At 70.8% G+C, this 23,089-nt stretch carries 20 protein-coding genes; 14 read left to right on the top strand and 6 right to left on the bottom strand.

The genetic code is table 11. The annotated features are described in order from the left end of the window. The first annotated feature begins 10 nt into the window (after positions 1–10). From dprA to ACZ4Z3_RS31005, 3 genes are all read left to right on the top strand, one after another. Positions 11–1,171 (top strand): DNA-processing protein DprA, encoded by a 1,161-nt coding sequence (dprA, locus tag ACZ4Z3_RS31015; RefSeq protein ID WP_468504138.1) that lies wholly within the window; start codon positions 11–13, stop codon positions 1,169–1,171. Between the two features lie 272 nt (positions 1,172–1,443). Then, complete coding sequence (whiG, locus tag ACZ4Z3_RS31010; protein ID WP_468504137.1) at positions 1,444–2,280, top strand: RNA polymerase sigma factor WhiG; 837 nt, start codon at positions 1,444–1,446, stop codon at positions 2,278–2,280. A gap of 180 nt (positions 2,281–2,460) precedes the next feature. Further along, on the top strand, positions 2,461–3,018 hold the full coding sequence (locus ACZ4Z3_RS31005) for a TetR/AcrR family transcriptional regulator (protein ID WP_468504244.1): 558 nt from the start codon (positions 2,461–2,463) through the stop codon (positions 3,016–3,018). Positions 3,019–3,482: 464 nt separating this feature from the next. Here ACZ4Z3_RS31005 and ACZ4Z3_RS31000 read toward each other — a convergent pair whose 3' ends face one another. Then, positions 3,483–4,019, bottom strand: coding sequence for a peptidoglycan DD-metalloendopeptidase family protein (locus ACZ4Z3_RS31000; protein ID WP_468504243.1), 537 nt, complete (start codon positions 4,017–4,019; stop codon positions 3,483–3,485). Between the two features lie 861 nt (positions 4,020–4,880). On the opposite strand from ACZ4Z3_RS31000, the gene rpsB reads away from it, so the two are divergent. From rpsB to ACZ4Z3_RS30970, 6 genes are all read left to right on the top strand, one after another. Continuing rightward, a complete protein-coding gene (gene rpsB / locus ACZ4Z3_RS30995) occupies positions 4,881–5,762 on the top strand; it encodes a 30S ribosomal protein S2 (RefSeq protein ID WP_468504136.1) in 882 nt (293 codons plus the stop codon). Positions 5,763–5,942: 180 nt separating this feature from the next. Further along, positions 5,943–6,779: a translation elongation factor Ts gene (gene tsf / locus ACZ4Z3_RS30990; RefSeq protein WP_468504135.1), complete on the top strand. Its 837-nt coding sequence runs from the start codon at positions 5,943–5,945 to the stop codon at positions 6,777–6,779. 190 nt (positions 6,780–6,969) lie between these two features. Then, positions 6,970–7,728, top strand: a complete 759-nt coding sequence (gene pyrH / locus ACZ4Z3_RS30985) for a UMP kinase (RefSeq protein ID WP_468504134.1) — start codon at positions 6,970–6,972, stop codon at positions 7,726–7,728. A gap of 155 nt (positions 7,729–7,883) precedes the next feature. Further along, complete coding sequence (gene frr / locus ACZ4Z3_RS30980; protein ID WP_159773483.1) at positions 7,884–8,441, top strand: ribosome recycling factor; 558 nt, start codon at positions 7,884–7,886, stop codon at positions 8,439–8,441. After that, complete coding sequence (locus ACZ4Z3_RS30975; RefSeq protein WP_468504133.1) at positions 8,441–9,568, top strand: phosphatidate cytidylyltransferase; 1,128 nt, start codon at positions 8,441–8,443, stop codon at positions 9,566–9,568. Before frr ends, ACZ4Z3_RS30975 begins: the two co-directional genes overlap by 1 nt. A 193-nt stretch (positions 9,569–9,761) precedes the next feature. Continuing rightward, positions 9,762–10,211, top strand: coding sequence for an SRPBCC family protein (locus ACZ4Z3_RS30970; protein ID WP_468504132.1), 450 nt, complete (start codon positions 9,762–9,764; stop codon positions 10,209–10,211). A gap of 121 nt (positions 10,212–10,332) precedes the next feature. On the opposite strand, the gene ACZ4Z3_RS30965 is transcribed toward ACZ4Z3_RS30970, so the two are convergent. Beyond that, entirely contained in the window at positions 10,333–13,701 is a 3,369-nt protein-coding gene (locus ACZ4Z3_RS30965; protein ID WP_468504131.1) for a S8 family serine peptidase, read from the bottom strand. Positions 13,702–13,882: 181 nt separating this feature from the next. Next, entirely contained in the window at positions 13,883–14,323 is a 441-nt protein-coding gene (locus ACZ4Z3_RS30960) for a hypothetical protein (RefSeq protein ID WP_468504130.1), read from the bottom strand. Between the two features lie 117 nt (positions 14,324–14,440). On the opposite strand from ACZ4Z3_RS30960, the gene rlmN reads away from it, so the two are divergent. The 5 genes from rlmN to ACZ4Z3_RS30935 all read left to right on the top strand — a co-directional run bounded on the left by rlmN (position 14,441) and on the right by ACZ4Z3_RS30935 (position 20,494). Beyond that, the gene (gene rlmN, locus ACZ4Z3_RS30955) at positions 14,441–15,547 is read left to right on the top strand and encodes a dual-specificity RNA methyltransferase RlmN (RefSeq protein ID WP_468504129.1); all 1,107 of its coding nucleotides are present in this window, start codon (positions 14,441–14,443) and stop codon (positions 15,545–15,547) included. Positions 15,548–15,835: 288 nt separating this feature from the next. Further along, a complete protein-coding gene (locus ACZ4Z3_RS30950; RefSeq protein WP_468504128.1) occupies positions 15,836–16,915 on the top strand; it encodes a thiamine ABC transporter substrate-binding protein in 1,080 nt (359 codons plus the stop codon). After that, on the top strand, positions 16,891–18,633 hold the full coding sequence (locus tag ACZ4Z3_RS30945) for an ABC transporter permease (RefSeq protein WP_468504127.1): 1,743 nt from the start codon (positions 16,891–16,893) through the stop codon (positions 18,631–18,633). The genes ACZ4Z3_RS30950 and ACZ4Z3_RS30945 overlap by 25 nt, the downstream gene beginning before the upstream one ends. Next, on the top strand, positions 18,633–19,667 hold the full coding sequence (locus tag ACZ4Z3_RS30940) for an ABC transporter ATP-binding protein (protein ID WP_468504126.1): 1,035 nt from the start codon (positions 18,633–18,635) through the stop codon (positions 19,665–19,667). The genes ACZ4Z3_RS30945 and ACZ4Z3_RS30940 overlap by 1 nt, the downstream gene beginning before the upstream one ends. Positions 19,668–19,678: 11 nt before the next feature. Further along, positions 19,679–20,494 carry a maleylpyruvate isomerase family mycothiol-dependent enzyme gene (locus tag ACZ4Z3_RS30935; protein WP_468504125.1) on the top strand — a complete coding sequence of 272 codons (816 nt, stop codon included), beginning with the start codon at positions 19,679–19,681 and terminating at the stop codon, positions 20,492–20,494. A gap of 90 nt (positions 20,495–20,584) precedes the next feature. Here the strand turns inward: ACZ4Z3_RS30935 and ACZ4Z3_RS30930 are convergent, their stop codons facing one another. The 3 genes from ACZ4Z3_RS30930 to ACZ4Z3_RS30920 form a co-directional block, all read right to left on the bottom strand. After that, on the bottom strand, positions 20,585–21,235 hold the full coding sequence (locus ACZ4Z3_RS30930) for an LAETG motif-containing sortase-dependent surface protein (RefSeq protein ID WP_468504124.1): 651 nt from the start codon (positions 21,233–21,235) through the stop codon (positions 20,585–20,587). Positions 21,236–21,497: 262 nt separating this feature from the next. Next, a complete protein-coding gene (locus ACZ4Z3_RS30925; RefSeq protein WP_468504123.1) occupies positions 21,498–22,622 on the bottom strand; it encodes an LOG family protein in 1,125 nt (374 codons plus the stop codon). Positions 22,623–22,677: 55 nt separating this feature from the next. Then, positions 22,678–23,085 carry a VOC family protein gene (locus tag ACZ4Z3_RS30920; protein ID WP_468504122.1) on the bottom strand — a complete coding sequence of 136 codons (408 nt, stop codon included), beginning with the start codon at positions 23,083–23,085 and terminating at the stop codon, positions 22,678–22,680. Positions 23,086–23,089 lie beyond the last annotated feature (4 nt).

Raw genomic sequence — 23,089 nt, 5'->3', positions numbered from 1 at the left:
TGGGTGCGCCATGACCGGTGGCGGTGCCCCGGACGCCGAGCGGGTCCATCGGGCCTTCCTCGCCCGTGTCATCGAACCCGGGGACGAGCTCGCCGGGCGGTGGCTGCGGGAACTGGGAGCAGGAGAGACCGCGCGGCGGCTTTACGAGGGCGGTGGGGCGCTGCCGGGGGCGTCGGAGAAGCGGTGGGCGGGGCTGCGGTCCCGCGCCGCACGCGCCGACCCGGAAGAAGACCTCGCACAGGCCCGAGCGGCCGGCGTCAGGTTTCTGGTGCCCGGGGACGTGGAGTGGCCCGGGCAGCTGGATGATCTGGGGGACGGGAGGCCGGTCGGGCTCTGGGTGCGGGGGGCGGCACATGCCCGGATGTGGGCCCTGCGGTCCGTGGCCGTCGTCGGGGCCAGGGCCTGCACGGAGTACGGGGCGCACATGGCGGCCGTCCTCGGGGCGGGGCTGGCCGAGCGAGGCTGGGTGGTGGTGTCCGGTGGCGCCTACGGCGTCGACGGTGCCGCTCACCGGGGCGCGCTCGGGGTCGGCGGGGCCACCGTCGCCGTGCTGGCCTGCGGGGTGGACCGGCCGTATCCACGTGGCCATGCCCAGTTGATCAACAGGATCGCCGAACAGGGGCTCGTGGTGGGGGAACTGCCGCCGGGGGAGCATCCCACCCAGAGCCGCTTCATCCTGCGGAACAGGGTCATCGCCGCCCTCACCAGAGGCACCGTGGTCGTCGAGGCGGCCCACCGCAGCGGCGCCCTGGTCACCGCGCGGGCCGCGCAGCGGCTGGGGAGGTTCACGATGGGCGTGCCCGGACCGGCGACCTCGGCCCTGTCGGCGGGGGTGCACGAGCTGCTGCGCGGCGACGCCGTGCTCGTGTCGGACGCCGCGGAGATCGTCGAGCTGGTCGGCGACATGGGCGAGCTGGCGCCCGCCAGACGGGGCCCGGTCCTCCCGCGTGACCTGCTCGAACCCGGTGCGCGACAGGTCCTCGCCGCGCTGCCGGGGCGGGGCGCGGCGACAGCCGACGCGGTGGCCAGGGGCGCCGGGACGACCGTGGACGACGCGATCGGGAGACTGTACGAACTCCGCGCACTTGGTTACGTCGAACGACACGGCGACAGCTGGAAGTTGACACGCCAGGCGATGATCTCCGTTTCTTCGGATCGGAGGCCAAGTTGACCGTGCGTGTTCGGCCGTCCGGGGGAACGCCGACAGCCTTGCGGTTTCCGGCAGTTGGGCCCGGCACCTGTGTCACGCAGTGCGACCGGCGTGACCTCGGGGTGCTCCCAGCGGAACGTATCTGCGTGCGGGTGATCCCTCCACCTTCGCGCACTGCGACTCCTCAGTCACGCTACGCTCACGAGGATTCCGACTCAGACAGGCATCTCGACATCAGACCGACAGCTCACCCAGGCACCCCCAGTTCACAGCAGAACGGCACAAGGCGACGAATGCCCCAGCACACCTCCGGGTCTGACCGGGCGGCGGTACCGTCCGCCGCTCGCGGCACCGTGCGCCCGCCCGCCCCCTCGACACTCGACGAGTTGTGGCGGACGTACAAGACGACGAACGACGAACGACTGCGCGAGCAGCTGATCCTCCACTACTCACCCCTGGTGAAGTACGTCGCGGGCCGGGTGAGTGTCGGCCTGCCGGCCAACGTCGAGCAGGCGGACTTCGTCTCCTCCGGGGTCTTCGGGCTCATCGACGCGATCGAGAAGTTCGACATCGATCGGGAGATCAAGTTCGAGACGTACGCGATCACCCGGATCCGGGGCGCGATGATCGACGAACTGCGTGCGCTGGACTGGATCCCGCGCTCCGTGCGGCAGAAGGCGCGCAATGTGGAGCGGGCCTACGCCACCCTGGAGTCCCGCCTCAGACGCACCCCCTCCGAGGGCGAGGTCGCCGCCGAGATGGGTATTCCGGTCGACGAACTCCACTCCGTCTTCAGCCAGTTGTCGCTGGCCAACGTGGTGGCCCTGGAGGAGCTGCTGCACGTCGGGGGCGAGGGCGGTGGCCGGCTGAGCCTGATGGACACGCTGGAGGACACCGCCGCGGACAACCCGGTGGAGGTGGCGGAGGACCGGGAGCTGCGGAGGTTTCTGGCACGGGCCATCAACACGCTGCCCGAGCGGGAGAAGACCGTCGTCACGCTGTACTACTACGAGGGGCTCACACTCGCCGAGATCGGCAACGTGCTCGGTGTGACGGAGAGCCGGGTGAGCCAGATCCACACGAAGTCGGTGCTGCAGCTGCGGGCCAAGCTGGCGAGTTTCGGCCGTTGAGCCGGGGGCGCCGGGGTGTCGGGGCAGCGGGGTACCGGAGCGGTCGGGGTGAGGGGGGGCGGTCGGGGCTATGGGGGCGGCCGGTCGGGGCTATGGGGGCGGCCGGTCGGGGGAAGGCACTCCCGTGGGAGGCGGTCCGTCCGTAGAGTGGTTTACGTGCCAAGGATTCGAGCGGCCTCCGTGGCCGAGCACCGGTCGATGCAGCGAGCCGCCCTGCTGGACGCGGCTCGGTCTCTGTTGTCCGAGGGTGGGACCGAGGCGTTGACGTTCCCGGCCCTCGCCGAGCGCACGGGGCTGGCGCGGTCGTCCGTCTATGAGTACTTCCGGTCCCGGGCAGCCGTGGTCGAGGAACTGTGCGAGGTGGACTTTCCTCTCTGGTCGGCTGAGGTCGAGGCGGCGATGGCGGCCGTCGACCTGCCCGAGGAGAAGGTCGAGGCGTACGTCCGCAAGCAGTTGGAGCTGGTCGGGGATCGGCGCCACCGGGCCGTGGTGGCGATCTCGGCGAGCGAGCTGGACGCGGGTGCCCGGGAGAAGATCCGCGCCGCGCACGGCGGGCTGATCGCGATGATCGTCGAGGCGCTGGCGGCGTTGGGACAGGCGGAGCCCAGGCTGGCCGCGATGCTGCTCCAGGGTGTCGTGGACGCGGCTGTGCGGCGGATCGAGCTGGGCGCGGCGGAGGAGCCGGCCGCCATCACCGACGCGGCGGTCGCGATGGTCCTGCGGGGCGTCCGGGGCTGACCACGTCGGCGTCCTTCGGTGCGGGGTGCCGCCCGGCTTTGCGGGCCGGGCGGCGACGGTGGGGCGTGACGGCTGGGGGCAGGGTGGCTGCTGCTGGCTGGTTTCCGCTGGCCATCGGGTGCGGTGCGGCCCATCCCATGTGGAGGGCATGATGCGCGCTTGCCGAGCCCGGCCTGGCCCCGAACCGACCTGATCTGGCCGGCTCGGCCTGGCCGCCCCGCCCTGCTGAGCGGCGCCTGGCCTGGCAGTCCCGCCTTGCTCAGCGCCGCCCTGCCTGGCAGGCCTGGCGGCAAGGCGCCGCATGGCTGGCTTGGCCTGGTCCGCCCGCCCCCCGTGGCACCGCGGTGTGGCCGGTGAGCGAGTCGCTCCTCGGTGTCAGCGCGGCCACGCGCCGGCAGCCGTCGGGGGCCTGGTGGCGTTGGCCGTCCTGGCCCGTACCGGAGCGCCGGAAGCTGCGGGAGCCGTTACGCGGGTACCGGGAGCAGTCGGGACGGGCCTCGGTGGAGTAGCCAGGGTGGGAGGAGGGACAGGGGGTTCAGGTAGGTGTCGGCTCTGCGGAGGCCCCAGTGGAGGCAGGCCGTGGGGCAGTGGGAGGGGGAGGCTTCCAGGGTGCCGAGGATGTCTCCCGGGGCCACCTCGTCGCCCCTTCGCACGGATGCCCGGACCGGTTGATAGGTGGTCCGCAGTGGAGGGTCGCCCGTGTTCTCCAGCTCGACCGAGATGACGCCCCGGCCTGCCACCCGGCCCGCGAAGGACACCACGCCCGAGGCAACGGCCCGGACAGGCGAGCCGGCGGGGGCCGACAGGTCGACGCCTCGGTGACCGCGGGCGTAGGTGGTCGGCGGAGGCTCCCACGCTCGTACCACCGGAGGCCGCAGACCCACGGGCCATGCCCGGCCGATCGCCGGGACCGGGTCGACCGTGTCCACCCCGGTCGCCGAACCGGAGGGGTCCGGTGCACCCGGAGCCGCGTGCGGCGCCGACGTCCACGCCATGGCCATGAGCACGGCCAACAGCCCCGCAGACCCCCACGACCGCACCGAACACCACGACCGCACCGAACCCCACGACCGCGCCGACCCCCGCGATCGGGCAGACCCCATCGGCGGCATGGACCTCCCGGCCGCCGCCGACCTCCCAGCAGGCACTGACTCGCCAGCCCGTACCCACACGTCCGGCCCCACCGCCCGGCCCAGCGGACCGGACCGCCTCGATCCGCGTGCCCGCACCAACACCCCTGAGCGCGCCGGCCGACTCGGTCGGCCCAACCGGCGGCTCGATCCTGCCCGGCTGTCCAGGTCAGACCAGCACGTCCACCGCGTCCGGTCCGTCCCTCCCCGCCGTGGCGGCCGTAACGACCCGCCCGGCCGTGAGTACCTGTCCGGCGGTGCGAGCCACTCCAGCCACCCCGGCGGGGCAAGCCACCTGGGCCACCCCGGCGGGGCAGGCCACCTGGGCCACCGCGGCCACACCAGCCACCTCAGCCAGCCCGCCCACGCGAGCCGCCTCGTCCACCTCAGCCACCTTGACCACCCCTCCCGGCTCGGACGCTCCCGGTGGGTTTCTCGGTCGATTCGTTCGTCGGACATGCCTGAAGCGTCGCCCGAGTGGAGCGATCATGGCCGGGAACTGTGGAGTACTGGCCGGTTGTGGACATCGGCGTCACCCGGCGCCTCGCGGGTCCCGTACACTTCTGAAGGCGATCCGGGTCACCGGGTCGACTTCGCACGCCCCGGTACGTGGCCCTCAGCGGTCCGTATCAGCGCCCCTCGGTCCTCAGCGGCAACGGCGCATCGCGGGCGTCAGGCGCGAATGCCGTCCGGTGTTCGCGGCACAACCGAGAAAAATCAAGGAGAACGGCCATGGCCGTCGTCACGATGCGGGAGCTGCTGGAGAGCGGCGTCCACTTCGGTCACCAGACCCGTCGCTGGAACCCGAAGATGAAGCGCTTCATCTTCACCGAGCGCAACGGCATCTACATCATCGACCTGCTCCAGTCGCTGTCGTACATCGACCGCGCCTACGAGTTCGTCAAGGAGACCGTCGCCCACGGCGGCACGGTCATGTTCGTCGGCACGAAGAAGCAGGCGCAGGAGGCCATCGCCGAGCAGGCCACCCGCGTCGGCATGCCCTACGTCAACCAGCGCTGGCTGGGCGGCATGCTCACCAACTTCTCGACCGTCTACAAGCGTCTGCAGCGCCTCAAGGAGCTCGAGCAGATCGACTTCGAGGACGTCGCGTCGTCGGGTCTGACCAAGAAGGAGCTCTTGGTCCTCTCGCGTGAGAAGGCCAAGCTGGAGAAGACCCTCGGCGGTATCCGCGAGATGCAGAAGGTGCCCAGCGCCGTCTGGATCGTGGACACCAAGAAGGAGCACATCGCGGTCGGCGAGGCCCGGAAGCTCAACATCCCGGTCGTCGCCATCCTCGACACCAACTGCGACCCCGACGAGGTCGACTACAAGATCCCGGGCAACGACGACGCGATCCGCTCCGTCACCCTGCTCACCCGTGTGATCGCCGACGCCGTCGCCGAGGGCCTCATCGCCCGTTCCGGCGTCGCCACCGGTGACAAGGGCGAGAAGGCCGCGGGCGAGCCCCTCGCCGAGTGGGAGCGCGACCTGCTCGAGGGCGAGAAGAAGGCGGAGGAGGCCCCGGCCGCCGCCGAGGCTCCGGCTGAGGCTCCGGCCGAGGCCCCCGCTGAGGCCGCCGCCGAGGCCCCGGCCGCCGAGGCCGAGCAGGCCTGACCCGGTCAGCGTCCGTCGTGTTGACGGCGGGAGCGGTGACATGAACTCCGCTCCCGCCGTTCACCCGTAGGTCAGCGCCGCGTCGGCGATCTGCATCTGGATGGGTACCGACATCCCGATGCGGATCCCGGACCGCGCGGATCTCCGATCTCCCAGACTTCGAGAAAGACTCACAGACTCATGGCGAACTACACCGCCGCCGACGTCAAGAAGCTCCGCGAGCTCACCGGCGCCGGCATGATGGACTGCAAGAAGGCGCTGGACGAGGCCGAGGGCAACGTCGACAAGGCCGTCGAGGCGCTCCGCATCAAGGGCCAGAAGGGCGTCGCCAAGCGCGAGGGCCGCTCCGCCGAGAACGGCGCCGTGGTCTCCCTCATCGCCGACGACAACACCTCCGGTGTCCTCGTCGAGCTGAAGTGCGAGACGGACTTCGTCGCCAAGGGTGACAAGTTCCAGGCCGCCGCCAACGCGATCGCCGCGCACGTCGCCGCGACCTCCCCCGCGGACCTCGAGGCCCTGCTCGCCTCCGAGATCGAGCCCGGCAAGACCGTCCAGGCGTTCGTGGACGAGGCCAACGCCAACCTCGGCGAGAAGATCGTCCTGGACCGCTTCGCGCAGTTCGCCGACGGTTTCGTCTACGCCTACATGCACCGCACCATGCCCGACCTGCCCCCGCAGATCGGTGTCCTGGTCGAGCTGGACAAGGCCGACGCCGACCTGGCCAAGGGTGTCGCCCAGCACATCGCCGCCTTCGCGCCGAAGTACCTCTCCAAGGAGGACGTGCCGGCCGAGGTCGTCGAGTCCGAGCGCCGCGTCGCCGAGGAGACCACCCGCGCCGAGGGCAAGCCCGAGGCCGCCCTGCCGAAGATCGTCGAGGGTCGCCTCAACGGCTTCTTCAAGGACGCCACGCTGCTCGGTCAGCCGTACGCGCTCGACAACAAGAAGTCCGTCCAGAAGGTTCTGGACGAGGCCGGTGTCACCCTGAAGCGCTTCACGCGCATCAAGGTCGGCATCTGAGTCCGTACCGCGACGGACGTCCGGTCCCGATAGGGTCGGAAGCAGTCGTTCGCGTACGCCGTCGCACGCGCGCGTGCGACGGACGACAGCAGATCTGACGAGGAGGCCATTGCCGCGCATGGGATGCGAACATCACCCCACCGGCAATGGCCTTCTTCGTATGTGCGACACGTAAAGAGGCGAGATCTCCATGACCACCAAGCCCCAGAAGAGCGACGACGGCAAATTGAGCGGCCGGTTTCTGCTGAAGCTGTCCGGAGAGGCGTTCTCCGGGGGCGGTGGCCTCGGCGTCGACCCCGACGTGGTGCACGCGATCGCCCGGGAGATCGCGGCCGTCGTCCGCGACGGCGCGGAGATCGCGGTCGTCATCGGCGGCGGCAACTTCTTCCGCGGCGCCGAACTCCAGCAGCGCGGCATGGACCGTGCCCGCTCCGACTACATGGGCATGCTCGGCACGGTCATGAACTGCCTCGCCCTCCAGGACTTCCTGGAGAAGGAGGGCATCGACAGCCGGGTCCAGACCGCCATCACCATGGGCCAGGTCGCCGAGCCGTACATCCCGCTGCGCGCCGTGCGCCACCTGGAGAAGGGCCGCGTGGTCATCTTCGGCGCCGGTATGGGCATGCCGTACTTCTCCACCGACACCACCGCCGCCCAGCGCGCCCTGGAGATCGACGCCCAGGCGCTGCTGATGGGCAAGAACGGCGTGGACGGGGTATACGACTCCGACCCCAAGACCAACCCCGACGCGGTGAAGTTCGACTCCCTCGGCTACGGCGAGGTCATCACCCGCGAACTCAAGGTCGCGGACGCCACCGCCATCACGCTCTGCCGCGACAACAAGCTCCCGATCCTCGTGTTCGAGCTTCTCAAGGAGGGCAATATCGCGCGGGCCGTCAAGGGTGAGAAGATCGGCACTCTCGTGGGTGATCAGGGAAGCCGGGCCTGACCGGGTCCTTCCCCTGCCCGGGGGACGGAGCCTGACCGGGGGATGGACAATGTCCTACCGGTCGGGAACCGTGCAGGAACAAGACGCGACGCAGCCGGCCGCCGACGTGACCAAGTACAGCAGCCGGGCCTACTCAAGACACGCAGGAGCAAGTGGTGATCGAAGAGACCCTCCTCGAGGCCGAGGAGAAGATGGAGAAGGCCGTCGTCGTCGCCAAGGACGACTTCGCCGCGATCCGTACCGGTCGTGCGCACCCGGCGATGTTCAACAAGATCGTGGCCGACTACTACGGCGCGCTGACGCCGATCAACCAGCTGGCTTCGTTCTCCGTGCCGGAGCCGCGCATGGCCGTGGTGACCCCGTTCGACAAGAGCGCGCTGCGCAACATCGAGCAGGCGATCCGCGACTCGGACCTGGGCGTCAACCCCAGCAATGACGGCAACATCATCCGTGTGGTGTTCCCCGAGCTCACCGAGGAGCGCCGCCGCGAGTTCATCAAGGTCGCCAAGACCAAGGGCGAGGACGCCAAGGTCTCGATCCGTTCCGTGCGCCGCAAGGCCAAGGACGCCATCGACAAGCTCGTCAAGGACGGCGAGGTCGGCGAGGACGAGGGCCGCCGTGCGGAGAAGGAGCTCGACGACACCACCGCGAAGTACGTCGCCCAGGTGGACGAGCTGCTCAAGCACAAGGAAGCCGAGCTCCTCGAGGTCTGATGAACGACTCTTCCTGGGGGGCGCCGCCACAAGCCGGGTACTGGGCGCCGACCGACCGGGGACCTGTCCAGGGGCATGCCCCGGCGGGTCACCCGTACGATGCGGCTGAGGACCGGCATCCGATGCAGACTCAGCCCATGCCCATCGTGCCCGACGTACCCGCGCATGGCGGGAACCAGGACGACGACCGGGGGGCCGCTCGACAGGCCGGTCCCCTGTTCCGTGACGAGACACCGTCGGCGCACCCCCATGGGGAGGCGCCGCAGAAGCCGGAGCCCATGCCCGACGCCCCTCAGCCCGCCCCGCAGAAGAAGAGCGCGGGCCGTGACCTGAGCGCCGCCATAGGGGTCGGTGTCGGGCTCGGCGTGGTCATCGTCGCGTCGCTGTTCATCGTCAAGGCCGTCTTCGTCGGCGTCATAGCGGTCGCCGTCGTGGTCGGCCTGTGGGAACTCACCTCCCGCCTGCAGGAACGCAAGGGCATCAAGGCGCCGCTCGTGCCGCTCGCGGTCGGCGGCGCCGCCATGGTCGTCGCCGGGTATGTGCGCGGACCGGAGGGCGCGTGGGTGGCCATGGCGCTGACCGCGCTCGCCGTCCTCGTCTGGCGAATGACGGAACCGCCGGGGAACTACCTGAAGGACGTCACGGCGGGCGTCTTCGCCGCGTTCTACGTGCCGTTCCTCGCCACGTTCGTCGCGCTGATGCTCACCGCGGACGACGGACCGCAACGGGTCCTCACGTTCCTGGTGCTGACCGTGGTCAGCGACACGGGCGCGTACGCCGTCGGCTGGCGCTTCGGCAAGCACAAGCTCGCCCCCCGCATCAGCCCCGGCAAGACCCGTGAGGGACTGCTCGGCGCGGTCGCCTTCGCCATGGTCGCGGGCGCGCTGCTCATGCAGTTCGTCATCGACGGTGGCACCTGGTGGCAGGGCCTGCTCCTGGGCCTCGCGGTCGCCGCCAGCGCCACCCTCGGTGACCTCGGCGAGTCGATGATCAAGCGGGACCTCGGCATCAAGGACATGGGCACACTGCTGCCGGGCCACGGCGGGATCATGGACCGGCTGGACTCGCTGCTGCCGACGGCCCCGGTGGTCTGGCTGCTGCTGGTGCTGTTCGTGGGCTCCGGCTGACCGGAACGCCCCACGGGTGCGCGGTGTCACGCGGGCCCCCGACCTGGACGACAGGGCGGGGGCCCGTCGCCGTTTGTCCGGCTCAGCGGGTGAACCGGGGTCCGTCGCCTGCGCTCGTGGCGAGCCGTGGCCCTGGCCGTGGTCGAGTGGGAGGATTTTCTCAGGGGGATCACGCCGAAAGGGGGCGGGCAACATGTCCGACTTCCGTGAATCGATCGACATCGACTGCCGCCCTGAGGACGTCTGGGCGTATGTCAGCGACCTCTCCCATCTGCCCGAGTGGCAGGAGAGCGCGGTCGCGAGCGAGCCGCTGGACGCCGACCCCGTCGGTGTCGGCTCCCGGGTGCGCGTCACCCGGCATTTCGGCCGCCGGAACATTCCGATGACCATGCAGTTCACCGAGTACGAGCCGCCGCGCGCCTGGAGCCTGGAGGGCATCGACGGTCCCGTCCGCACCCATGTGCACGGGGAGATCACCCCGCTCGACCAGGGCCGCCGCTCCCGGGTCACCGTCGAGGTCGGCTTCGACGGCCGGGGCATCGGCAAGGTCCTCGTCCCCCTCGTCGTACGGCCCCAGATCCGCAGGGAGCTGCCGCGCAACGAGATGCATCTGAAGGACCGTCTGGAGCACGCGTCGGCGTAGCCGCCGACGGATCCGGCCCGGCTCCCGTGGTGCGGGAAGCGGGCCGGAGCGGGCGGCCGTGTCAGGGGCGACGGTCGCCGCCCCTGAGTAACCTCACCTGAGTTACCTCACTTGAGTCACCTCACTCGGCGAGCCGGTAGGCGTCGGTGATCGTCTGGCGCACGGTGTTGCCGCTCTTGTCCTTCAGGTCCACCAGGAAGGACACGGTCCTGGCGCTCGCCGGGTGCTTCACGCTGACCGAGCGCGCCCCCTTCGCGTCGGTCTTCACGGCCAGCGTCTTCCAGGTCTTGCCCCCGTCGAACGAGACCTTCACGGTGAGCGCGGTGACCTGCCCGGCCACGGCGGCCGCGCCTCTCACCTTCAGCGGCACCGTGAGGGTGCCGCCCGCCGGGGCGGTCCCGCTCAGGCTCAGCTTCGGCGTGAAACGCACCGCCGACAGGGGCAGCGTCACCGTCCGGTTCGGGGCCGGCCGCGCCGAGGTGAACGTCCACACCCCGGCGACCTTGGTGCTGGTGGAGGTGTCCGCGGTGGAGCGCTTCGCCTCGACCGTCAGACGGTACGCGGCGGACGCGGCGGGAACCTCGGCGGTCAGCATGTCCGTCGCCGGGCCCTCGCCGAGGATCCGGCCGCCGGACTCCAGCCGGGCGGTGCCGCCCGTGACGGCCGAGAACCCCGGGTTGCCGCCGCCGTCGGTGAACAGCGGGATCATCGCGCTGATGGTGTCACCGGTCCGCTCGGCGCCCTGACCGTCGAGCCCACCGGGCGGGAGATCGGGGCCGACCACCGCGGTGTTGAACTTCAGCGTCTGGCTGGAGCCTGGCTTGTAGGTGATCCGATCCTTCCGGTAGATCATGCGCGGCTCGCCGCGCGCGTCGAGCTGGGTGGCCGTCCAGGACCAGCGCACTCCGGCGGTGCTGAGGTAGTGCGTGGTGGACAGCGGCAGCTTCTGCTGCTGCGGTTCGACGGGCGTGCTGTTCCCGAGCTCGTCCAGCGGCCTGATGTCGACGCGGCCCTTGGCCCCGGTCACGGAGGCGCCGAAGCCGAGCTTCACCTCGGCGACCTCGGCCCGGGTGACGGTGTGGTTCAGGCCGGTGAAGAAGCTGCCCTTGCGGTTGAAGGCGAGCCGGTAGTCGACGTTCTTGCCGGCCGCGCCCGGCCTCCTCCACACACCGTTGTACTGGGCCCGCAGCGTCGGGGACGCCGGGCCGAGGGCGGCGGTGCGGATCGGCGGCACTCCGTCGGTGTACCAGAAGTTGCCCGAGCCCAGGGCCTCGTCGTAGTAGCTGACGACGGAGGTGACGAGCTTCGCGGCCTTGTCCGGGGCCTTCACGGCGAGCGGCTTCGCCTTGCGGGAGTCGAGGGTGACCTTGACGTCCTTGGTCACCTCCAGCACCGGCTGCACGAAGAAGCCCAGCTCGTTGTCCTCGGCGAAGACCAGGCTGTCCAGGTGGTAGGAGCCCTTGCGCAGCCGCTGGACCACCGTGCCGGTCGGACGGCTCGGCAGCTCCACGTAGCCGCCGTCCCCGTCACGGCGGGTGATCACCGTCGCGTACGTCTGCGCGTTCGCCCCGTCGGCGTCGATGTGCCGCACGGTGACGTCGTACGACTCCACCTCGCGCTCCACCACCAGACCGGTGCGGACCTCCTGGCCGTCTCCCGACGCCAGCACCGTGCCGCCGAAGACACCGTCGACGGTGCCCTTGCGGGTGTCGGCGGTGACGGTGGTCTTCGCGGTGCCGCCGGCCGGGACGGTGAGCTGGGTGTCCTTGACGGCGAACATGCCGGCGGGGGCGGGGCCGCCCGACGGATTCGTCGTGGCGACCGTCAGCTTAAGGGTGACGGCACGGGTGCCGAGGTTGCGGTAGGTGAGGGTCTTGGCGACCGGCTTGTCGTCGGTGTGCGGCCAGGACTGCAGGCCGAAGCCGAGGGAGCCCGGTTCGGCGGCGACCAGGGCGGTGGCGGCGCGCTCCAGGTCCACCCGGCCCGCGCCCTGCTGGTGCGCCTGCAGTCGCGGATTCGGCTTGGCCGAGCCGGTCAGGACCGTCTTCAGCCGGGCTCCGCTCCAGTCCGGGTGCTGCTGGAGCAGCAGGGCGGCGGCGCCCGCGACATGCGGGGCGGCCATGGAGGTGCCGGTCTGGGCGACGTATCCCTCACCGGAGGGCTGTTCGCTCTGCGTGGTCAGGGCGGCGGTGATCTCGACACCGGGGCCGGTGATGTCCGGCTTGGGTATGCCGTCGCGGTTCGGGCCGAGGCTGGAGAAGTCGCCGAGCTGGTCCTGCTTGTCCACGGCACCGACGGTGAGCGCCGCGGGCGCGCTGCCGGGCGACTGGATGGTGCCGGGTCCGTCCCCGCCCTTGTTGCCGGCGGACACCACGAACAGGGCCTTGCCGGAGAGCCGGGCGACGGCGGCCTCCATCGGGTCGAGACCCGGGTCGTCGCCGCCGCCGAGGCTCATGTTGACGATCTGTGCGCCCTGATCGACGGCCCACTGCATGCCGGCGACGATGCCCGAGATGTCGCCGAGGCCGTCGTCGGCCAGGACCTTGCCGTCGAGCAGCCTCACGTCGGGTGCCACGCCCTTGTAGCGGCCGCCGGACTTCGCGCCGCTCCCGGCGACGATGGAGGCCACGTGGGTGCCGTGTCCGTAGCGGTCCTTGACGTCGGGGGCCCCGCTGAAGTTCTTCTGGGCGATCTCCAGGCCCTTGAGGTCCGGGTGGGTCTGGTCGACACCCGAGTCCAGGACCGCCACTTTGACGCCCTTGCCGGTGTAGCCGGACTTCCACATGGTGGGCGCGCCGATCCGCGGCACGCTCTCGGCGAGGGTGGCCCGGACCTTCGCGTCCAGCCAGACATGGGCGAGGGTCCGTTCGGGGGCCGCCGCACCCCCTGCCGCAGGAGCCGGGGCGTGGCCGGTGACGGCCGCCCACAGCGCCGGGGCGTCGGCCTTGGGCACCTCGAAGGCCTCGCCGTCGACGGCCGGCAGCGCTCGGCGCTCCCGCACGGCCACGCCCGCGAACCGGTCGCGGGGTGGGGCGGACGGTTTCGCCTTGGCACCGTCCCGCCGGTATCCGATGATCAGCGGCAGGGTGCCGCGGTGGACGTCGTCGTACCCGTCCTCGACCAGCTGCGCGACGTCGAACAGCTGCCGGTCGAGCAGTCCGTCGGCGATCGGGCGCAGGGCGTCCTGCGGGACGACATAGGTGTGCCCTGCCTCACGCCGGACCGAGAAGCCGATCTTCTCGCGGCCCTTGCCTCGGGTCAGTCCGACGACCTGCCCGTCGGAGCCGACGGCCACACGATCACCGGTGATCAGGGTGACGGTCGCGGCGGGTCGCGCCCCGGCCGTGGTCCCGGCCCCGCCCTGCCTGACGCCGCCGACGGCGGGCGCCGCCTCCGCTCCTAATGCCAACGCCGACTGCGCTCCCGACGCCGCCACCGCCCCCGTGACCATGGCCCCGGCCATCACACCGGCCAGCGCCACCGCCCTCACGCGTCCTACGGATCCCACTCGCGTCCCCCCGTTCCCGTGTGCGTTCTCCGGTATCACGCGCACAACAGGTGTTCGGTTCTCGGTGAGGGCACATCAGTGCGAGGGGGATGGCGCAGGGGATGAGCCGGAGCCGTGCCGGGCGCAGGGCCGTCTCCGGGCCGTGGGAGTCGTCTTCTCAGGACTATGTGAGGCGCCGATGGACCGCCTCGGCGCTCGCGGCGAGGAATTGGTCAGCGGCGGTACAGTGCCGGTTCCAACGGCTGGTGAACTCGGCTTCGTCCACAGTGCCTCGCCGCCAGTAGCTGCCGAGCTGCTGACCGGCGCTGTTCAGTTCCTGCAGTGCTGAGAGCAGGGCGCGGTCCTTCGAAAGGATGCGCAGCCGAGCTGACGCCAGCTGGTGAGCCGATACGTCCCGACTACTGACGCGGCCAGCCATGTTGAGGATCCGCTCCTCCCAGACACGGTTGTGGAAGTCCGAGGATGAGGCGGCCACCGGAGCGCATTGCTCCAAGAGCAGCTCCGAGATGCGAGCCCTGTGTTCAGCGCGCTTCACGAGGTGCTGCCCGACAAGAGCGATCGCAGCACCGACAACGGTCGCGAACAACGTCCCCCATACGCCCATGGTGGGCAGTGTTCCCTTGTTGCCCCTCCCTGCATGCCGAACCGGCGGGGGTGGTGCTACTGAGGCGGGACGCACGGTCCCGGGTCACACAATTTGATCTGCGACACTGGGTGGGTTATGCCGAAGCCCGGAGAACTCACTTTCGTCGCCCCCCGCGGAGCCAAGAAGCCGCCGCGGCACCTTGCCGATCTCACGCCCGCCGAGCGCAAGGACGCGGTGGCGGCGATCGGGGAGAAGCCGTTTCGTGCCAAGCAGCTCTCGCAGCACTACTTCGCGCGGTACGCGCACGCCCCGGAGCAGTGGACCGACATCCCCGCCGGTGCGCGCACCAAGCTCCAGGAGGCGCTGCTTCCGGAGCTGATGACGGTCGTCCGGCATCTGTCGACCGACCAGGACACCACCCGCAAGACGCTGTGGCGGCTGTTCGACGGGACGCTCGTCGAGTCGGTGCTGATGCGGTACCCGGACCGGGTCACCATGTGCATCAGCTCGCAGGCGGGGTGCGGCATGAACTGCCCGTTCTGTGCCACCGGGCAGGCCGGGCTCGACCGGAACCTGTCCACCGCCGAGATCGTCCACCAGATCGTGGACGGGATGCGGGCGCTGCGCGACGGGGAGATCCCCGGGGGGCCCGCCCGGCTCTCCAACATCGTCTTCATGGGGATGGGCGAGCCGCTCGCCAACTACAACCGCGTCGTCGGCGCCATCCGCCGGCTCACCGACCCGGAGCCGGACGGGCTCGGTCTGTCGCAGCGCGGGATCACCGTGTCGACGGTCGGGCTGGTGCCGGCCATCCACCGGTTCGCCGACGAGGGCTTCAAGTGCCGGCTCGCCATCTCGCTGCACGCCCCCGACGACGAGCTGCGCGACACCCTCGTACCGGTCAACACCCGGTGGAAGGTGCGCGAGGTCCTCGACGCCGGATGGGAGTACACCGCGAAGTCCGGGCGTCGGCTGTCCATCGAATACGCGCTGATCCGGGACATCAACGACCAGGCATGGCGCGGTGACCGCCTGGGCCGGCTGCTCAAGGGCCGACCGGTGCACGTCAACCTCATCCCGCTGAACCCGACGCCCGGCTCGAAGTGGACCGCGTCGCGGCCCGAGGACGAGAAGGCGTTCGTGGAGGCCATCGCCGCCCACGGGGTGCCGGTGACCATCCGGGACACCCGCGGCCAGGAGATCGACGGGGCCTGCGGCCAGCTCGCGGCCACCGAGCGGTAGCCGACAGCGGCTTACGCAAAGGTGGTGGCCGTCGGCTCACGCCCACCACCGGGGAGTCGGAATCCGGCCACGGGGTAGTGTGACCTTCGTACACATCTTCATATTCCGACAGGGGAGCGCCACAGCGCTGAGAGTGCGGCATCCAGGCCGCAGACCCTCTGAACCTCGCCCAGGTCATTCTGGGTAGGAAGTTCGGTCTTCACTCAAGCTGTTGCGCCCTGCCCGGGAACCCGCCGAGGTCCCCGGGCAGGGCCGCGTCTCTTCCTGGTCACCCCCAGGAGGACATCAGTGCACATCAGAACGTTCGTCGCCGCGGCCGTCGGCCTCGGCCTCGTCACGCTGTCCGCGTGCGGTTCGTCGTCGTCCGATAACGCCGGGTCGGGCGGCTCCAAGACCGTCACCCTCGTCAGCCATGGCTCCTTCGGCTACTCCAAGGACGTGCTGAAGGCGTTCGAGAAGGAGTCCGGCTACAAGGTCAAGGTCCTCAAGAGCGGCGACGCCGGCCAGGCCGTCAACCAGGCGATCCTGACCAAGGACAACCCACAGGGCGACGTCTTCTTCGGCGTCGACAACACCCTGCTGTCCCGCGCCCTCGACAACGGCCTCTTCCAGCCGTACGAGGCGAAGGGCCTCGACAAGGTCGGCGCCGCCTACCAGCTCGACAAGGGCAGGCACCGGGTCACGCCCATCGACTCCGGTGACATCTGCGTCAACTACGACAAGGCGTACTTCAGCGAGAAGAAGATCGCGCCGCCACAGACGTTCGACGATCTGATCAAGCCCGAGTACAAGGACCTCCTCGTCACCGAGAACGCCTCCACCTCCTCACCCGGCCTCGGCTTCGTCCTCGGCACGGCCGCGAAGTACGGCGACGACGGCTGGGAGGGCTACTGGAAGAAGCTCAAGGCCAATGGCGTCAAGGTGGTCGACGGCTGGGAGCAGGCCTACTACCAGGAGTTCTCCGGGTCGACGGACGGCAGGAAGGCGGGGGGCGACCGGCCCCTCGTCGTGTCGTACGCCTCCTCGCCGCCCGCCGAGGTCATCTACGCCAAGCCGCGTCCGAAGACCGCGCCCACCGGCGTCGCCGGCGGCACCTGCTTCCGGCAGATCGAGTTCGCCGGGCTGCTGAGCAACGCGCGCAACGCCGAGGGCGGCAAGGCGCTCATCGACTTCCTGATCTCGAAGAGGTTCCAGGAGGACATGCCGCTCAACATGTTCGTGTACCCGGTGGTCGAGGGCGCGTCCGTGCCCGCCGACTTCGCCGAGTACGGACCGGCCGCGAAGGACCCGGAGACCATGGCGCCGGCGAAGATCGCCGAGAACCGTGACGAGTGGGTCAAGTCATGGACCTCGCTCGTACTGAAGTAGCCAAGGAGCCTCCCGGGCCGGCGGAAGCCGCGCCCCGGCGGGGGTCCCGCAGGGGCGGCGCGGCGCGGCTCGGGCTGATGGCCCTGCCCGTCGCGTTCTTCGGGGTGTTCTTCGCCTACCCGGTCGCCGCGATCGTCGTCCGGGGGCTGAAGACCGAAGGGCGTGGCGGGGGCTGGCAGTTCGGGCGGATCGCGGAGGTGCTCGGGGACTCCGGGATCCGGCACGTGCTGTGGTTCACCACCTGGCAGGCGCTCGTCTCGACCGCGCTCACCCTGCTGATCGCGCTCCCCGGCGCGTATGTGTTCGCGCGCTTCGATTTCAGGGGCAAGGACGTCTTGCGTGCGGTCGTGACCGTGCCGTTCGTGCTGCCGACCGTGGTCGTCGGTACGGCGTTCCTGGCGCTGGTCGGGCGCGGGGGGCTGCTCGACGAGCTGTGGGGCATACGGCTGGACACCACCGTGTGGGCGATTCTGCTCGCACACGTGTTCTTCAACTATGCGGTCGTCGTCCGGACCGTCGGCGGGCTGTGGGCCCAGCTCGACCCACGGCAGGAGGAGGCCGCGCGGATGCTCGGGGCATCGCCGCTCGGCGCCTGGCGGAAGGTGACCCTGCCGGCGCTCGGGCCCGCCGTGGCCGCCGCCGCCCTGATGGTCTTCCTCTTCACCTTCACCTCGTTCGGGGTGGTGCAGATCCTCGGCGGGCCGGCCTTCTCCACGCTCGAAGTGGAGATCTACCGGCAGACCTCCGAGATCTTCGACCTGACGACGGCCGCCGTGCTGACGCTCGTGCAGTTCCTCGCGATCGGGCTGATCCTCGCCGTGCACGCCTGGACCGTGCGGCGGCGGGAGACCACGCTCCGGCTGGTCGACGCCTCGCTCACGGCACGGCGGCCCCGAGGAGCCGGGCAGTGGGCGCTGCTGGCCGGGGTCCTCGCCACGGTGGTCGTCCTGATCCTCCTGCCGCTGGGCGTCCTCGTCGAGCGGTCGCTCGACGCACCGGGATTCGGTTATTACAAGGCGCTGACCAGCGACGACAGCGGCATCTTCCTGGTGGCGCCGATCGAGGCGATCGGCAACTCGCTCAGCTACGCGTGCGCCGCGACCGCCATCGCCGTCCTCGTGGGCGGGCTCGCGGCGGCCGCCCTCACCCTGCGCACCCGCCCCCGCGGCGACGGGAAGACCCCCATGACCGACCGCCTCGTCCGGGGCTTCGACGCGCTGCTCATGCTGCCGCTCGGGGTGTCCGCCGTGACCGTCGGCTTCGGCTTCCTGATCGCGCTGGACGAACCACCGCTCGATCTGCGCAGCTCCTGGATCCTGGTGCCCCTCGCCCAGGCCCTGGTCGGCGTCCCCTTCGTCGTACGGACCATGCTGCCCGTGCTGCGGGCGGTGGACGAACGGCTGCGCGAGACCGCGGCCGTCCTCGGGGCGTCGCCGTGGCGGGTGTGGCGCGAGGTCGACCTGCCGCTCGTACGGCGGGCCCTGCTGATCGCGGCCGGGTTCGCCTTCGCCGTCTCACTCGGTGAGTTCGGGGCGACCGTGTTCATCGCGCGCGCCGACAACCCGACCCTGCCGGTGGCCGTGGCCCGGCTGCTCGGCAGGCCGGGCGACCTCAACTACGGCCAGGCCATGGCCCTTTCCACGATTCTGATGGTGGTGTGCGCGGTGGCCCTGCTGGTGCTGGAGCGCCTCCGCACCGATCGCACGGGGGAGTTCTGATGTTGCTGAGGATCGAGGGCGCGACCGTACGGTTCGACGGGCGGCCCGTGCTCGACGGGATCGATCTGGGCGTCGCCGAACACGAGATCGTGTGCGTGCTGGGGCCGAGCGGCAGCGGGAAGTCGACCCTGCTCCGGGCGGTCGCCGGGCTCCAGCCCCTCGACGCCGGACGGGTGTCGCTGGACGGGCACGACCAGTCGGGCGTCCCGGCGCACAAGCGCGGCGTCGGCCTGATGTTCCAGGACCACCAGCTGTTCCCGCAGCGGGACGTCGCGGGCAACGTCGCCTTCGGGCCCCGGATGCACGGCGCCACCAAGGACGAACGCGCCGCCCGCGTGCGGGAGTTGCTGGAACTGGTCGGACTGCCCGGCGCCGCGCGCCGCCGGGTCGGGGAGCTGTCCGGCGGTGAGCAGCAACGGGTCGCGCTGGCCCGCGCCCTCGCACCACGCCCCCGGCTGCTCATGCTCGACGAACCCCTCGGCCAGCTGGACCGCTCGCTGCGGGAACGACTCGTCGTCGAACTCCGGGAACTGTTCGCCGAGTTGGGTACGACCGTGCTGGCGGTCACGCACGACCAGGGGGAGGCGTTCGCGCTGGCCGACCGGGTCGTGGTGATGCGTGACGGACGGATCGCCCAGTCCGGCACGCCCCTTGCGGTGTGGCAGCGCCCGGCGGACGAGTTCGTGGCCCGCTTCCTCGGCTTCGACAACGTGGTCGACGCGACCGTGACCGGCCAGGCCGCCGACACCCCCTGGGGGAAGGTGCCGGTGCCCGAGGGCTCGCCGCAGGGGCCGGGCGCGCTGCTGGTGCGGCCCGCCGGGGTACGGCTGGTCGACGCCGCCGACGGACTGCGCTGCACCGTGGCCGCACGCACCTTCCGGGGCACCCATGTCGCCGTGCACCTCCAGCCCGAGGGCGCGCCACGACTGGAGGCGGCGTGCGCGCTGCGGGACGCGCCGGACCCTGGCGACCAGGTGGGCGTGGCCTTCGACGCCGCCGAAATCCTCGTGCTCGGCGGTGACCCGGCCGCATAGGGTCCCCCTCCATGACCCCGTGTACCCGTGAACCCCAGGCCCGACATGACCGCTACTGCGCCGAGATCGAGCACCAGCTACGGCAGTTGAGGGACGTCGTGACCTCCGGCGCGGACCTCTCGGCGACCGTGCCGACCTGCCCCGACTGGTCGCTCGAACAGCTCGTCCGGCACACAGGCGGCTCCCTGCGCTGGGTCGAACTCAACGTACGGACGCGGGCGGAGGAGGAGGTGCCCGAGGAACGGGTGCCGCTGTACGACGGCCCCGAGAAGCAGGGGGACCCTGCCGAGCTGGACGCCTGGCTCGCTCGGACGGGGGAGGAACTCCTCGCCACGCTGCGGGAGGCCGGCCCCGGGGCACCGGTGTGGTCCTGGGGCTGGGAGCGGACCGCCGGGTTCTGGGCCCGCCGGATGACCCATGAACTGGTCGTCCACCGGGCCGACGCGACGCTCGCCGCCGCGCTGCCGTTCGAGGTGGCGCCGGAGATCGCCGCCGACGCGATCGACGAGTGGCTGGAGATCGTCGAGTTCGTCCAGCGGACCCAGCCGCACGACGCGACCGCCGAACTGCGCGGGCCCGGCCGCAGCATCCACCTCCACGCCACCGACGCCCCCGCCGGCGTGAGGGCCGAGTGGTTCGTCGAACTGACCGAGGAGGGCGTGCGCCGGCGGCACGGCCACGAGAAGGCGACCGTCGCGCTGCGCGGCCCGCTCACCGAGGTGCTGCTCGCCTTCTACCGCCGGCTGCCCCCGGACGGCGGTCGTCTGGAGGTCCTGGGCGACCGGGAGCTGCTGGACTTCTGGCTGGAGCGGGCGACCTTCGGGTGAGCCGTGTGGGCGGGCCGCGCGGGCCCCCGACACGCGTGCGGCCCGCGCCCCTCACCGAGGAGCTCGGGCCGCACGGCCGTACGAGGACGGTCAGCGCATGGAGGACCCGCGGCGCCGCGTGCTGTAGAGCACGGCACTGACGCCGAGGGCGACCAGGACCGCCGCGACACCGGCTATGGGACCGGTGTTGGAGTGGGCCCCGGTCTCCGCGAGGTGGGAGTCACCCTCGGGGGAGGGGAGGTTGTTGGTGCCGCCCGAACCGGCGGGCGTGCCGCTCTCAGAGGTGGACGGCGTGGGGGCCTTCCCCTCCTCGGCAGGCTCCTTCTCGGCGGGCTTCCCCGGCTTCTCGGGCTTTCCGGGCTTTCCGGGCTTCTCCGACTTCTCGGAGGAGGCGGGCGAGGTGTCGTCCGCCTTCTTGCAGGACTCGTCGGGCGCGACCAGGATCGGCAGGTCCTCGTCGACGTACGTGTCCGCCGCGATGTGGATGCGGTACTCGGCCTTCGGCTTCCACTTCTCGTCGAAGGTGACGGTCACACCCTCGGCCGTGGAGCCCTCGATGACCTGGGTGCCCACCTTGCGCAGGTCGGCCCCGTTGTTCTCCAGGTAGACGGTGACCTCGGCCGGGACGCCCAGCGGGTCCACGTCGGTCACTCGGATGACGCCCTTGCCGCCGTCGCACTCCGCCACGGCGGAGAAGTCCTTGATGGTGCAGGCCATGGCGTTGCCCGCGACGCCGAACATGAGTGCGACGGAAGCGGAGGCGACACCGAGACAACGCGCTGCTCGCGCGATTCGGGGAGATGCGGACACGTTTGCCCTTCACGGGGAGCACAGGGGGGTGGGGGTGACGGAGGCGCCGCCGGTGAAGCGGCTTCCCCATGTGCCTCACAGGTTTATAAGCGCGGCATAAGTACTGTCAATCCGAAGAAGTGTCCGAGCCGTTGGCTTTGCCCATTGATGAACAGCCCATGCGTTTACTCCCGGTTCGCCGCACCGTCCGCCCTCATCCGCGGAGCCGCTCCAGCGCCTCGGGGGCGTCCTCGATCCGGTCGACCAGCGCGATCCGGGACTCCATGGAGCGGTCACGGGCCAGGGAGCTGAGCAGGGGCCAGGTGGGGAGCTTCTCCGTCCAGTGGACCCGGTCGACGAGGACCATGGGAGTCGGTTCGCCTCTGGACTCGTAGTAGTTGGGGGTGGCGTTGTCGAAGATCTCCTGGACGGTGCCGGCGGCGCCGGGCAGGAAGACGACGCCGTGGTCGCAGCGGGCGAGGAGGCCGTCCTCGCGGGTGGCGTTGGCGAAGTACTTGGCGATGTGGGAGGCGAACGGGTTCGGCGGCTCGTGGCCGTAGAACCAGGTGGGGATGCCCACGGAGGTGCCGCCCTTGGGCCAGCGGGTGCGCACCTCGAAGGCGGCGCTCGCCCAGTCGGTGATCGACGGCGTGAACTTCGGTGCCTTCGCCAGCAGTCGCAGGGCGTCGGCGAGCATCGCGTCGTCGTGCGGGGCGGCGTAGGCGCCGAGGTTGGCGGCCTCCATCGCGCCCGGGCCGCCGCCGGTGGCGACCGTGAGACCGGAGCGGGCGAGGCTCCGGCCGAGGCGGGCGGCACCCTCGTACGCCGCGGTGCCGCGGGCCATCGCGTGGCCGCCCATCACTCCCACCACCCGTGCGCCGACGAGGAGTTCGTCGAGCGCGTCGGAGACGGAGTCGTCGTGGACGGCGCGCAGTGTGGAGGCGAAGATGTCCCGGTCGGCCTTGGTCCGCTGGAACCAGGCGTAGGAGCGGGCGTCCGGCGTCGCCTCGTAGCCGCCGTCCGCCAGGGACGCGAACAACTCGTCGGGGGAGTAGAGCAGGCCCCGGTACGGGTCGAAGGGCAGATCCGGTATGGGTGGGAAGACCAGGGCGCCGTCCGCGCGGATCTTCGCCGCCGCGTCCTCGCGCATCGGGCAGCCGAGGAAGACGGCGCCCGCCGTGTCGGTGGTGAGCAGTTCGCGCGTGCGGTCCGTCAGGTCGACGGCCTGGACGCGGTATCCGGAGAGGGTGGCGCGGGCCGAGACGGTCGCGTCGAACTCCTCGATCGTCTCGATCTCGCGGTCGTCGTGGTGGGCCGCATGGGCGGGCATCGTCTGCACCCGCCCATGCTAGGCGCGGGCGTACCGGCGGGAGGCTTCCTCGAGGCGTCGGGACTCAGCCCTGGATGACGTCGGGGTTCATCCACACGACCTCCCAGGTGTGGCCGTCGAGGTCGTCGAAGGCGCGGCCGTACATGAAGTCCATCTCCTGGATCTTCTCGGAGGCCGTACCGCCGGCGGCGACCGCCTTCTCCACCAACTCGTCCACCTTCTCGCGGCTCTCGGCGCTCAGACACAGCAGCACCTCGCTGGTCCGGGTGGCGTCCGCGATCTCCTTCTTGGTGAAGGTCGCGTAGAACGGCTTGGTGAGCAGCATCGCCACGATGGTGTCGCTGATCACGACGGAGGCGGCGTTCTCGTCGCTGAACTGCGGGTTGATGGAGTACCCCAGCTCCGTGAAGAACTTCTTGGAGGCGTCGAGGTCGTTCACGGGCAGGTTCACGAAGATCATCTGCTGGTACATGCGG

The organism is Streptomyces sp. NPDC030296, assembly GCF_055572815.1.
The sequence above is the reverse complement of the archived record's forward strand: the minus strand, read 5'-3'. Positions and strand labels throughout refer to the sequence as shown.